We start from the raw sequence: 12,049 nt of genomic DNA, 5'->3' as shown, positions 1-12,049 counted from the left end.
TTGTTGGTTGACAGAAGACGTCAACTAAAATTCCCTGATCTGGACATCGAAGGCAAGACACGCTAGCGGCAGAACAATCTCGGAGGTGACAATGATCCAGTGGCGCGACACGCCGCAGCGTTACGGTGCGATCAGCCGTGCCCTGCATTGGGGGATGGCGGCGCTGCTTCTGTGGCAGTTCGTCGGCATGGGGCTGCGGCTGATGCTGGGGCGCACACCGCTGGTCAGCTTCTTCGTCGGCAGCCACACGACGGTCGGCTTCACGCTGGCGGTGCTGATCATGCTGCGGGGCATCTGGGCGCTGATGAACCTGCGCAACCGCCCGCCGCATGGCGCCGGCCTGCTGGGGTTCGCGGCCTGGGCCGGGCATTTCGCACTCTATCTGCTGATGGCGGTGGTGCCGGGCTTCGCGCTGCTGCGCGCCTGGGGGCAGGAGCGCGCCTTCGCCCCCTACGGGATCGAGATCTTTCCGGCCCGCGAAACCCCGGTTTCCTGGGCGGTTGAGGCGGGCCACATGTTCCACGGCGAGTTGGCCTGGGTGCTGGGGGCGCTGATCCTCGGCCATATCGTGATGGTGGCGGTGCATACCGGGCTGTGGCGCGACGGCACCTTCGCACGCATGGCGGGACGGCGCGGTTAACGCGCCTTTCTCCCATCATCCTTCCTCAAATATCCCGGGGGGTGAGCCGGGAAAAAGCGGCCTTTCGGTGGAAGGCCGTGACCTAGCGAACGCGCGGCCCGTGGCCGCGCCGGGGCCGCAGGCAAAGAGGGGGCTGGCCCCCCCTTGCCCCCGTATCAGCGGCGACCGGCCTCGGCCTCAAGGCTGGTCAGCAGCGGCGTCTTGACCCGCCATTCGTCATACCAGGCATTGACCGCATCGCCGAAGAACTCCGGCCCGACGGGATGGACGGCAAAGCCCGTCGCCTCGATCTGGCCGCGATAGGCGGGGTCGAGCGTTTCATAGGCGCCGAGGATATTCTCGATCTCCGCCGTGATCTCGGCCGCGATCAGCATCCGCATCTCGGGCGCGAAGGACTGCCACCGCCGCGCCGAGGCGACCGCGACCATCGGGAACAGCATGTGGTCGGAGGCAAGCATTTCCTGCCCCAGATCGAAATACCGGCTGTTCCACGCGCCTTCATAGTCGATCTGCATCCCGTCGATCTGCCCGTTCGACATCGCGTCATACAGCGCGGGCAGCGGCAGGGGCGTCGGCGTCGCGCCGCATTTCGTCCAGAAATCAAGCTCCTGCGGCAGCGGAAGCGAGCGGATCTTGCGCCCGGCCAGATCCGCGCCGGTGACCGCGGGACGGCGCAGCAGGATCTGCCGCATCCCGGCCAGACCGAAGCCCAGCCCCTCCATCCCCATGCGGCGGGTCTTGCCCAGCAGCTCGGTCGCCGTGGGCTGGGCCAGCAGGCGGCGCGCCTCGGGGATACCGCGCACCAGATAGGGCGCCAGCAGCGCGCCGAAATCCGCGTCGCGGTTGGCGAATTCGCCGATGGTCAGAAAGGCGAAATCCAGCGCGCCGGTCTGCAACTGCTGCAGCATCTGCGACTCGCTGCCAAGCTGCCCGGCCGCCAGCACGTTCAGCGTCAGCTCGCCGTTGCTTTTCGCGGCAAGGCGGGCGGACAGCGCCTCGGCGCTTTTGGACCACTGATGGGCGGGGGGCGTGATCAGGCCGATCCGCAGCGTGGCGGTCTGCGCGCGCAGGGCGGTGAAGCCGAGGCCAACTCCGGCGGCGGCGGTCGTCAGGAAGGTTCTGCGAAACATGCTCGTCTCCTACAAGAGAAATGGCCAGATTGAAATGAAGATCAGCACGGCGAAGGCGGCGGCCAGATAGGGCATCAGCCCCTGCGCCACGCGCCCCGGGCTGAGGCCCGACAGGCTCGCCGCGGCGAACAGCGCGGCGCCCACCGGCGGCGTCAGCAGGCCGAGCGACAGGTTGATGCTGATGACAAGGCCAAGATGCACCGGGTCGATCCCGTATTGCGCGGCAAGCGGCGCGGTGACCGGCACTACCAGCAGGAGCGCCGGGATCGGTTCCAGAAAGGTGCCGATCACGATCAGGATGACGTTGAGCAGCAACATGAACGTGACGGGCGATCCCGCCGCCTGCGCCAGCATCGCGCCGATCTGCGCGGGCAGGTTGGCATAGGCCAGCACCCAGCCCACCAGCTGCGCCGCGGCGACGAGGAACAGCACCACGGCCGAACTCATCGCGGCGCGGGTGAACATCGGCCCGAGGTCGCGCCAGCGCATTTCCCGATGCACGAAGAGACCGAGCACCAGCGCGAGGATCGCGGCAAGGCCCCCCGCCTCGGTCGGGGTGGCGAGGCCGGTGGCGATGGCAAGCACGATGAAGACCGGGATCGCGGCCGAGGGCAGCGCCGCGATCAGCGCCTGCCGCCGTGCCTCGGCCGCCAGCGGGGCCGTCCGGGGGTAGGGCACGCGGCGGGCCTTGAGCGCGATCACCGCAAAGAAGCTCAGCGCCATCAGCACGCCGGGCACCAGACCGGCGACGAACAGATCGCCGATCGGCACCTGCGCGATCACGCCGTAAAGGATGAACATCATCGAGGGCGGAAAGACCGGCGCCAGCATCGCGCCCGCCGCGGTGATCGCCACCGCATCCTGCCGGGGGTAGCCCGCCTTTTCCATCTCGGGCACGACCATCCGGGTCATCACCGTCAGCTGCGCGACGGTTGAGCCGAGGATCGCCGCCAGCATCACATTGGCGATCAGGCTGACATAGGCAAGGCCGCCGCGCACCGGGCCGACCATGCTCGACGCCAGAGCCACCAGCCGCCGCCCGGCCCCGCCCGCCGCCATCGCCTCGCCCAGCAGGATGAACAGCGGCAGCGCCAGAAGCCCGTAGCTGTCGAGCGCCGAGACAAGCTGTTGCGGCAGACTGTCGAGCAGCACCGCATCGCCCGAGGCGACGATATAGGCCACCGCCGTCAGCGCCAGCGCGACCGAGATCGGCACGCCCAGCAGGAACAGCCCGGCGAGGGAGAAGCTGGGGATCATGCCTGCCTCCGCAGCGCCCGCAGGTCGCCCGCGACCAGCGCGGCGGCGTGAATGGCCGAGCCGAGCGCGAAGACCGGCAGCACCAGCCAGATCCAGACCTTGCGGATGCCAAGCGTCTGCGTCGGTTCCAGATAGATGTAGTTGAAGCTTTCCCCGGCCAGCGCCTCGGCCGAGCCGGTGCGGATCAGGCCGGGCAGGTCGAACCAGCGCCACAGCAAGGCGCACAGACCAAGCGCCGCCGCCAGCACCACCAGATCGGCGGCCAGCGACAGCCCCCGCAATCCGCCCGGGCCGAGCCTTTCGGACAGCAGTTCGATCGCCATGTGACCGCGGCTGGCGAACAGCGCCGATGCGCCCAGAAAGGCGGACCAGATCATCGCGGCGATGGCCGCCTCGTCCGCCCACAGCAGCGGCGCGCCGAAATAGCGGGTGATGGCGCCGATGCCGGTGATGGCCAGAACGGCGGCGATCATCGCGCCGGCAAGGGCGGCCTCGGCCCGCGCGAGCCGCGTGCTGAGGGCTTGGAGTGTCGGCATCAGGGTCCTCCGGCCCATGGAACAGACCGCCGTTCTAGCGGTGATCGGCGGCCGGGCAAGCCTGTTTCTGCATCGGGGAGCGCAAAGGAAGATGCCGCCCGGGGGCGGCATCGCAACGGATCCCGACGGGGATCACTTCTTCGGAACGATCCGCCAGATCATGTCGCCTTCGGTATCGTCCTGCCCGCGCGCCTTGTTGACGGCGTAGACCGTGCCATCCTCCGTGGCGATCAACTGGTTCGGATAGGAGCCGGCGTCGAGGTTGGCGATGATCTCGCCCGAGGTGGCATCGACCACGGTGATCGTGTCGGCGCCGCGGTTCGCCACATAGGCCGTGCCGTCCTTGGCGTCGAAGGCGACGTTCAGCGCCCCGGCCCCCACGGCGGTGTCGAACAGCACCTCTTCCGACGCGGTATCGATGGCGATCAGGTCATCGCTGCCCTGCGAGGCGACGAACAGCCGCCCCGTCGCCGGATCGACCGCGACGCCCGCCCCGCTGACCGAGCCGGGCACCTTCAGGATCTGCACCTCGCCCGTCGCCAGATCGATCTTCGCCGCTTCGGGCGAGGTCATCGACACGGTATAGAGCTTGCCGCCCTTGGGGTCGAGCGTCAGGCTCATGGTCGAGAACCGGCCGCCGCGCTGCGCCGAGGTCAGCTCGATCGGCGCAAGCGGTTCCAGCGTGTTGGTGTCGAAGACCGCGATCAGGTTGTTCATCGCCGAACTGACATAGGCCTTGTCGTTCGCCGCATCGACAACCACGTCGCGCGGATGCGGCACGGTGTTCAGGTCGAACTGCTTGATCAGCGACAGGTCGCCCTGCGCATAGACCGCGACGGTGTTCTGCCGGGTGTTGGTCACCCAGACCGTATCCTTTTCGTCGTCGAGCCCCACGCCATAGACGGCGAAGACGCCCGGATCGCGGTCGCCGGTCTTCGGCGCGGCTTCGGGGGCGACCTGCGCCACGATGTCGAGGGTTTCCGGATCGAGCTTGTAGAGCGCCGATTCCTTCACCGGTGGGCGGCCGACGGCGGCGGCTACGAACAGCGCCTTGTTCTTTTCGCTGTAGGCTACCTGATAAAGGCCGGGGCCGACCTTTTTCGAGGTGATGTCGAACTTCTCCGCCCCCGAAGCCGGGATTTCGAGCGAGACCTTGAAGTCGACCACATCGGCGCTGTCGGGCGCATCGGTCTGCACGACGACCGGGTGGATGCCGACGACCGCATCGGCCGGCAGCAGGAAGTCGAAGCTGAACTTGCCCTCGCCGTCGGCCTTCAGCCCTTCGGGGGACAGGCGTTCGTCGCCGCGCAGGACGGTGACTGGCTGATTCGGGGCGAATCCCGTACCGGCGGCCGAAACCTCGGCGCCGCCATAGATCGGCGCGCCCTGTTCGCCCGAGAAGCGCACCGTGCCGGTGAACGGCGCCGGGGTGTCGAATGCGGATTGCGCCAGAACGATCGAGGTGGAGCCGAGCAGGACGCCCAGAGACAGCGCAACGGGCACGGGCAGGCGGGTGGTGAGGGTGAATGCCATGGGATTTTCCTATGAACTGTTCGTTGTATGGCTTGCGCCGCCCGGTGGGCCGCGTCGCGGGCAGATCTGTGACGGGTATCCTATTGACGAGTATTCTTGTCAACATTGAAGCGCGGCCCGCCGCCCGGCGCGCGCAATGCCGTTTCCGGCTGGACCGGAGCCGCGCGGCGTTTTACATCCCGGTCCATGAGCGAACCCGATGACAAAAAGCACCCCGCGACCCACACCGAACCGCTGAGCCGCGCGATCGGTGAGCGCTATCTGACCTATGCGCTCTCGACGATCATGCACCGGGCCTTGCCCGATGCGCGCGACGGGCTGAAGCCGGTGCATCGCCGCATCCTTTTCGCGATGCGGGAACTGAAGCTGTCCTCCACCGGGGGGTTCCGCAAATCTGCCAAGATCTCGGGCGACGTGATGGGAAACTATCACCCGCATGGCGACGCGGCGATCTATGACGCGATGGCGCGTCTGGCGCAGGATTTCGCCATGCGCTACCCGCTGGTGGACGGGCAGGGGAACTTCGGCAACATCGACGGCGACAACCCGGCTGCAAGCCGATACACCGAGGCCCGCATGGCCCCCCCGGCCGAGGTCCTGCTGGAAGGTCTGGCCGAGAACGCTGTCGATTTCCGCCCGAACTATGACGGCACGCTCGAAGAGCCGATCGTCCTGCCCGCCGCCTTTCCGAATCTTCTGGCGAATGGCGCAAGCGGTATCGCCGTGGGGATGGCGACGAACATCCCGCCGCACAACCTCGATGAGCTGGTCGAGGGATGTCTGGCAATGATCCGCGATCCGGGCATTGCCGAGAATGCGCTTGTCGATCTGATCCCCGGCCCGGATTTCCCGACGGGCGGCGTGCTGGTGGAACCGAAGGCGTCGATCCTTGAGGCCTATCGCACCGGGCGCGGCGCCTTCCGGCTGCGCGCGCGCTGGTCGACCGAGGATCTGGGCCGCGGCCAGTGGCAGATCATCGTGACCGAGATCCCCTATCAGGTGCAGAAGGCGAAGCTGATCGAGCGCCTCGCCGAACTGATCGAGACGAAGAAGGTGCCCGCGCTTGCCGATGTGCGGGACGAAAGCGCCGATGACGTGCGGATCGTGCTGGAACCGCGGGCCAAGACCGTGGACCCGGCGCAGCTCATGGGGATGCTTTATCGCAATTCGGAACTGGAAGTCCGCTTCAGCCTGAACATGAACGTGCTGATCGACGGCAAGGTGCCGAAGGTCTGCTCGCTGAAAGAGGTGCTGCGGGCCTTCCTCGACCACCGGCGCGACGTACTGTGCCGCCGCTCGCGGCACCGGCTGGAAAAGATCGCGAACCGGCTGGAGATCCTCGAAGGCTATATCGTCGCCTATCTCAACCTCGACCGGGTGATCGAGATCATCCGCTTCGCGGACGAGCCGAAACAGGCGCTGATGGCCGAACCGTGGCGGGCCGAGGGAGGTGTCGCCCACCTGACCGAGGCGCAGGCCGAGGCGATCCTCAACATGCGGCTGCGCAGCCTGCGCCGGCTGGAGGAAATGGAACTCCGCGCCGAACGCGACGGGCTGATCAAGGAACGCGAGGGGCTGGAGGCGCTGCTGGCCTCCGACAAGGCGCAGTGGAAGCAGATTTCCTCAGAACTGACGGCGCTGCGCAAGAGCTTTGGCAAGGGCACGGCGCTTGGCCGCCGCCGCACCGATTTCGCCGAGGCGGGCGAGGTCGTCGAAGTGCCGATCGAGGCGATGATCGACCGCGAGCCGATCACTGTGATCCTGTCGAAGATGGGCTGGGCGCGGGCGATGAAGGGGCATCAGCCGCTCGACGCCGAGGTGAAGTTCAAGGATGGCGACGGCCCGGCCTTCGCGATCCACGCCGAAACGACGGACCGGATCGTGCTGATGGGCTCGAACGGGCGGGCTTGGACGCTTCTGGGCGCGAACCTGCCCGGCGGGCGCGGCATGGGGGAACCTGTGCGGCTGATGGTCGACATCCCGAACGAGGTCGAGGTGACGCATGTCCTGCTGCCGAAGCCGGGGGTGAAATATCTGGTTGTCTCGTCCGATGGCGACGGATTCGTCGTCCCGGGCGAGGAACTGATCGCCCAGACGAAGGCGGGCAAGCAGGTGCTGAACCTGCGCGACGGCGCGCGCACGGCGGTCTGCCGCCCGGTCGCCGGCGATCACGTCGCCTGCGTCGGCGAGAATCGCAAGATGCTGGTCTTCGCGCTGGACGAACTGCCGGAGATGGCGCGCGGCAAGGGCGTGCGGCTGCAGAAGTTCAAGGACGGTGGGCTGGCCGATGCGGTGACCTTCGCGCTGGCCGATGGGCTGAGCTGGAAGGATCCGGCGGGCCGCACCCGGACGGAGCCCGATCTGGCCGAATGGCTGGGCAAACGCGGAACGGCGGGCCGCATGGCCCCGCGCGGTTTCCCGCGCGACAACCGCTTCAACTGAGGCGCGGATCGGGGCCGGAATCGCGCGTGGACAGGAAAGAAGGGGGCCAGCCCCCTCTTTGCCTGACGGCAAATTCACCCCCGGGATATTTAGGGAAGAATGAAGACAAAGAGGCCCGGCCCGGGAAGCTAGGCGACGCCGAACCGGACCTTCATCCTTCACGGTCATCGGCGTCCCTGCCTGTTCCGTGTATCCAGCATGACCTACTGTGGTAACCGAAATCTTGATGGCCTTCATTCTTCCCTAAATATCCCGGGGGTGAGCCCGGAACGGGCGAGGGGGCTGGCCCCCTTGCACCCCCTCCGCCCGTGCCCCGTTTCCGGTCCGGAGCGGCGCTGACATTTCCCCGACATTTCCCCGCCGCAGGCTCGCGCACAAGTGATGGGCCGGGACGGGCGGGCACGGGGCAGAAGGGCCGGACAAAGGCCTTGACTTGCCGCGCCCGATCCCGGATAAGCCGCAGACCCGGCGGAGGACTGCCTTTCGCGGGGGGATTCTCATTAACAACGCCCCGCACGGGGCGCGCTGTCCGAGGCGGGGAAACCCACGAACCAGACGGGAAACCGCGAGGGCCACAGGGCGCGGCTGATACGAAGGAATGACCCATGTTCGCGGTCCTCAAGACGGGCGGCAAGCAATACAAGGTTCAGGCGGGCGACGTGCTCCGCGTGGAACTGATCGCTGCCGTGGCTGGTGAAAAAGTCCAGTTCAACGAAATTCTGATGGTCGGCGGCGACAGCCTGACCGTCGGCGCCCCGCTGGTCGAGGGTGCCGCGGTGGTCGCCGAGGTCATCGACAACATCAAGGCCGACAAGGTCATCACCTATCACAAGCGCCGCCGCAAACATTCGTCGCAGCGCACCCGTGGCCATCGTCAGAAACTGACGCTGGTGCGCGTGACCGAGGTTCTGGCCTCGGGCGCCGCTGCCTCGGGCGTGAAGGAAGCCGTCGGAACCGCTGCCGCGCGCGTTGCCGCGCACGAAGCGAAGTAAGAGGAGAGCGATACCATGGCTCACAAGAAAGCAGGCGGTTCGTCCCGCAACGGCCGCGACTCCGCTGGCCGCCGTCTTGGCGTCAAGCTCTACGGTGGCGAATCCGTGATCTCGGGCAACATCATCGTGCGTCAGCGCGGCACCACCTGGTGGCCGGGCCAAGGCGTCATGATGGGCAAGGATCATACGATTTTCGCCGTGACCGAAGGCAAGGTGCAGTTCCACAAAGGCCTCAAAGGCCGCACCTTCATTTCGGTCCTCCCGGTCGCGGAGGCGGCCGAGTAAGCCGACCCGGAACCCGGAAACAGATTTGGGGGGATCGGCTGGAAGGCCGGTCCCCCTTTCCATGTCCGGTGGGCGTCGGGGAAGATGAAATTTAAGCGAAAACAAAGGGACAGGGGTGTAATGTCACGCGCCTGACCTATTTCCCGGATAGGCCATCGACGGACCAGCGTTTCGAGGAGGAGCGCCCATGTATCAGGAAACCATCACGCCGCCGCAAGGCGCCGACCAGCCGGTGATCGAGGCCGGACGTTTCATCCTGCGCCCGCTGCGCAAGTCGGATGCCGGGCTGATCGCCATGTATACCGCCGACCGCCGCGTCGCCGAGGGGACGCGGGCGATTCCGCATCCGCTGCCGCCCGGCGCGACCGAAAGCTTCATCACCCGCGCCATGTCGCCGAAGCGGACGGAGGATGTCTGGGCGATGGACGGATCGGCGCAGGGGCTGGCGGAGGTGCTGGGGATCGTTTCGCTGACCCGGATCGAGGAGGACCAGTCCGAGGTCGGCTTCTGGGTCGGACCGGGGTTCTGGAATGCGGGCTTCGCCTCCGAAGCGGTGCAGGCGCTGGTCGCGGCCAATCCGCATCATTCGCGCACCCTGTTCGCCGAGGTGTTTCAGGACAATCCGGGATCGGCCCGTGTCCTGACCAATGCGGGCTTCGCCTATCTGGGCGATGCCGAAAGCTGGTCGCTGGCGCGCAACGCGCATGTGCCGACCTGGACCTATCTGCGCAAGATGGGCTGAAGGGCATCGGAGAGGGGGGCATCGGGGAGGGCCAGCCCTCCCCGAACCCCACCCGCCGGGAGGGCGCGCCCTCCCGGATCCCACCCCGCGCCCCACCCGGCGGCATGCCGCGCTTGATCTGCGGCGCTGCGCGGCGTATGTCGGCGCCTTGCAATAGGGACTCCGACGATGAAATTCCTCGACCTCGCCAAAGTCTACATCCGCTCCGGTGCCGGAGGCGGCGGCTGCGTGTCGTTCCGGCGCGAGAAATTCATCGAATTCGGCGGGCCGGATGGCGGCGACGGCGGCAAGGGCGGCTCGGTCTGGGTCGAGGCGGTCGAAGGGCTGAACACGCTCATCGATTTCCGCTATCAGCAGCATTTCTTCGCCAAGAACGGCCAACACGGCATGGGCAGCCAGATGACCGGCGCCGATGGCGACGATGTGGTGCTGAAGGTGCCGGTGGGGACCGAGATCCTCGACGAGGACGAGGAAACCGTCATCGCCGATCTGACCGAGGCCGGGCAGCGCGTCCTTCTGGCCAAGGGCGGCAACGGCGGCTGGGGCAACCTGCGGTTCAAATCCTCGACCAACCGGGCGCCCTCACGCGCCAATCCCGGTCAGGAGGGGGTCGAGCGCACGATCTGGCTGCGGCTGAAGCTGATCGCGGATGCGGGGCTTCTGGGCCTGCCGAACGCGGGGAAATCGACCTTCCTGTCGGCGGTGTCGAACGCCCGGCCGAAGATCGCCGATTACCCGTTCACCACGCTGGTGCCGAACCTTGGCGTCGTCGGTATCGACGGCAAGGAATTCGTCATGGCCGACATTCCCGGCCTGATCGAGGGCGCGTCCGAGGGGCGGGGGCTGGGCGACCAGTTCCTTGGTCACGTGGAACGCTGCTCGGTGCTGCTGCATCTGGTCGATGGCACGTCGAGCACGATCACCAAGGATTACCGCACCATCATCGGCGAGCTTGAGGCCTATTCCGAGGCGCTCGCCGCGAAACCGCGCATCACCGCACTGAACAAGATCGACGCGCTGGACCCGAAAACCCTGTCGAGCCGCAAACGCTCGCTGGAAAAGGCGGTGGGCGGGCCGGTTTTCCTGATGTCGGGCGTGTCGCGGCAGGGCGTGCCCGAGGTGCTGCGCGCGCTCTGGGCGCAGATCTCGGACGATCGCCGCAAAGAGGAAGACGTAGAACCGTGGCAACCCTGAGCCTTGATGCGGTGAGGCCCGATCTGCGCGCGGCGCGGCGGGTGGTGGTGAAGATCGGCTCGGCCCTGCTGGTCGGGCCGGAGGGGCTGCGCGTCGACTGGGTCCGCGCGCTGGCCGAGGATGTGGCGGCGCTGCGGGCGCGCGGCACCGATGTGGTGCTGGTGTCCTCGGGCTCGATCGCGCTTGGCCGGCGGGTGCTGGACCTGCCCGCGGGGGCGCTGCCGCTGGAACAGTCGCAGGCCGCGGCGGCGGTCGGGCAGATCCGGCTCGCGCGCGTATACGAAGAGGTGCTCGACCCGTTCGGCGTGACCACGGCGCAGGTTCTGGTGACGCTTGAGGATACCGACGACCGGCGGCGCTACCTCAATTCCCGCGCGACGATGGAAACGCTGCTCGGGCTGGGCGTGGTGCCGATCGTCAATGAAAACGATACGGTGGCGACGGATGAAATCCGCTTTGGCGACAATGACCGGCTGGCCGCGCAGATCGCGGTGACGGTGGGGGCGGATCAGCTGATCCTGCTGTCGGATGTGGACGGCTTCTATTCCGCCAATCCGAAGGAAGACCCCGAGGCGCGCCGCTTCGACATCGTGGCGCATATCACGCCGGAGATCGAGGCGATGGCAGGCGATCCGATCTCGGGCCTGTCGAAGGGCGGGATGAAGACCAAGCTGATGGCGGCGAAAACGGCGGTCGCGGGTGGCTGCGCCATGGCGATCACCGAAGGGCTGGTGCCCCGGCCGCTGTCGGCGCTGGCGGATGGCGCGAACTGCACCTGGTTCCTGCCGGAAGGCGACCCGCAGGCCGCGCGCAAACGCTGGATCGCGGCGATGAAGCCGCGCGGCGAGGTGACGGTGGATGCGGGCGCGGTCGAGGCGCTCGCCCACGGCAAGTCGCTGCTGCCCGCAGGCGTCACCCGCGTCACCGGCCGCTTCGGCCGGGGCGAGCCGGTGAACATCCTCGGCCCCGGCGGCGCGGTGCTGGGCAAGGGGCTGATGCGCTACACCGCCGAGGAGGCCCGCAAGATCGGCGGCCACCGCTCACGCGAGATCGAGGAGATCCTGGGCTATCCGGGCCGCGCGGCGCTGATCCACCGCGACGACATGGTGATCGGCTGAGGCGCCCGCATCCTCGTGCGTCCACACAGGCACATTTCGGAACCGCAAAAGGTGTGGTGCGCCGCGCCATCGCCTACTGCGAAAGCCGCCGGCGCCGAACACCCGACACCCGCCTCGACCCCCGAAGCCTTCTGCCTTTCGTGTTTCCATAAATATCCCGGGGGTGAGCGCGGAACGCGC

At 67.4% G+C, this 12,049-nt stretch carries 11 protein-coding genes; 7 read left to right on the top strand and 4 right to left on the bottom strand.

Annotation, left to right across the window (positions count from 1 at the left end; all coding sequences use genetic code 11):
• Positions 1-91 precede the first annotated feature (91 nt).
• The gene (locus D2T30_RS04070; protein WP_128207745.1) at positions 92-640 is read left to right on the top strand and encodes a cytochrome b; all 549 of its coding nucleotides are present in this window, start codon (positions 92-94) and stop codon (positions 638-640) included.
• A gap of 155 nt (positions 641-795) precedes the next feature.
• Here the strand turns inward: D2T30_RS04070 and D2T30_RS04065 are convergent, their stop codons facing one another.
• The 4 genes from D2T30_RS04065 to D2T30_RS04050 all read right to left on the bottom strand — a co-directional run bounded on the left by D2T30_RS04065 (position 796) and on the right by D2T30_RS04050 (position 5,096).
• Positions 796-1,770 carry a TRAP transporter substrate-binding protein gene (locus D2T30_RS04065; RefSeq protein WP_128183895.1) on the bottom strand — a complete coding sequence of 325 codons (975 nt, stop codon included), beginning with the start codon at positions 1,768-1,770 and terminating at the stop codon, positions 796-798.
• A 9-nt stretch (positions 1,771-1,779) separates the two neighbouring features.
• Entirely contained in the window at positions 1,780-3,027 is a 1,248-nt protein-coding gene (locus D2T30_RS04060) for a TRAP transporter large permease (RefSeq protein WP_128207744.1), read from the bottom strand.
• Complete coding sequence (locus D2T30_RS04055; protein WP_164884197.1) at positions 3,024-3,563, bottom strand: TRAP transporter small permease; 540 nt, start codon at positions 3,561-3,563, stop codon at positions 3,024-3,026. The genes D2T30_RS04060 and D2T30_RS04055 overlap by 4 nt, the downstream gene beginning before the upstream one ends.
• Before the next feature lie 132 nt (positions 3,564-3,695).
• Complete coding sequence (locus D2T30_RS04050) at positions 3,696-5,096, bottom strand: YncE family protein (RefSeq protein ID WP_128207742.1); 1,401 nt, start codon at positions 5,094-5,096, stop codon at positions 3,696-3,698.
• A gap of 186 nt (positions 5,097-5,282) precedes the next feature.
• Between D2T30_RS04050 and parC the strand changes: the two genes are divergently transcribed.
• From parC to proB, 6 genes are all read left to right on the top strand, one after another.
• The gene (gene parC / locus D2T30_RS04045; RefSeq protein ID WP_128207741.1) at positions 5,283-7,538 is read left to right on the top strand and encodes a DNA topoisomerase IV subunit A; all 2,256 of its coding nucleotides are present in this window, start codon (positions 5,283-5,285) and stop codon (positions 7,536-7,538) included.
• Positions 7,539-8,143: 605 nt separating this feature from the next.
• A complete protein-coding gene (rplU, locus tag D2T30_RS04040) occupies positions 8,144-8,530 on the top strand; it encodes a 50S ribosomal protein L21 (RefSeq protein WP_128183904.1) in 387 nt (128 codons plus the stop codon).
• 15 nt (positions 8,531-8,545) lie between these two features.
• Positions 8,546-8,815, top strand: coding sequence for a 50S ribosomal protein L27 (gene rpmA / locus D2T30_RS04035; protein WP_128207740.1), 270 nt, complete (start codon positions 8,546-8,548; stop codon positions 8,813-8,815).
• Positions 8,816-9,002: 187 nt separating this feature from the next.
• Positions 9,003-9,557 carry a GNAT family N-acetyltransferase gene (locus tag D2T30_RS04030; RefSeq protein ID WP_128183908.1) on the top strand — a complete coding sequence of 185 codons (555 nt, stop codon included), beginning with the start codon at positions 9,003-9,005 and terminating at the stop codon, positions 9,555-9,557.
• Positions 9,558-9,725: 168 nt separating this feature from the next.
• A complete protein-coding gene (gene obgE / locus D2T30_RS04025) occupies positions 9,726-10,751 on the top strand; it encodes a GTPase ObgE (RefSeq protein WP_128183910.1) in 1,026 nt (341 codons plus the stop codon).
• Positions 10,739-11,869, top strand: coding sequence for a glutamate 5-kinase (gene proB, locus D2T30_RS04020; protein ID WP_128207739.1), 1,131 nt, complete (start codon positions 10,739-10,741; stop codon positions 11,867-11,869). Before obgE ends, proB begins: the two co-directional genes overlap by 13 nt.
• The last annotated feature ends 180 nt before the right edge of the window (positions 11,870-12,049 follow it).

Source organism: Paenirhodobacter populi, from assembly GCF_004022215.1.
Classification (GTDB): domain Bacteria; phylum Pseudomonadota; class Alphaproteobacteria; order Rhodobacterales; family Rhodobacteraceae; genus Rhodobacter; species Rhodobacter populi.
Note: the sequence above shows the minus strand (reverse complement) of the source record. Positions and strands in the feature narration are given on the sequence as shown.

Coding starts and splice junctions, on each gene's coding strand:
- rplU (WP_128183904.1), top strand. CDS start 8,144: ATGTTCGCGGTCCTCAAGACGGGCGGCAAGCAATACAAGGTTCAGGCG.
- D2T30_RS04060 (WP_128207744.1), bottom strand. CDS start 3,027: ATGATCCCCAGCTTCTCCCTCGCCGGGCTGTTCCTGCTGGGCGTGCCG.
- D2T30_RS04030 (WP_128183908.1), top strand. CDS start 9,003: ATGTATCAGGAAACCATCACGCCGCCGCAAGGCGCCGACCAGCCGGTG.
- D2T30_RS04050 (WP_128207742.1), bottom strand. CDS start 5,096: ATGGCATTCACCCTCACCACCCGCCTGCCCGTGCCCGTTGCGCTGTCT.
- obgE (WP_128183910.1), top strand. CDS start 9,726: ATGAAATTCCTCGACCTCGCCAAAGTCTACATCCGCTCCGGTGCCGGA.
- parC (WP_128207741.1), top strand. CDS start 5,283: ATGAGCGAACCCGATGACAAAAAGCACCCCGCGACCCACACCGAACCG.
- D2T30_RS04070 (WP_128207745.1), top strand. CDS start 92: ATGATCCAGTGGCGCGACACGCCGCAGCGTTACGGTGCGATCAGCCGT.
- D2T30_RS04055 (WP_164884197.1), bottom strand. CDS start 3,563: ATGCCGACACTCCAAGCCCTCAGCACGCGGCTCGCGCGGGCCGAGGCC.
- rpmA (WP_128207740.1), top strand. CDS start 8,546: ATGGCTCACAAGAAAGCAGGCGGTTCGTCCCGCAACGGCCGCGACTCC.
- D2T30_RS04065 (WP_128183895.1), bottom strand. CDS start 1,770: ATGTTTCGCAGAACCTTCCTGACGACCGCCGCCGCCGGAGTTGGCCTC.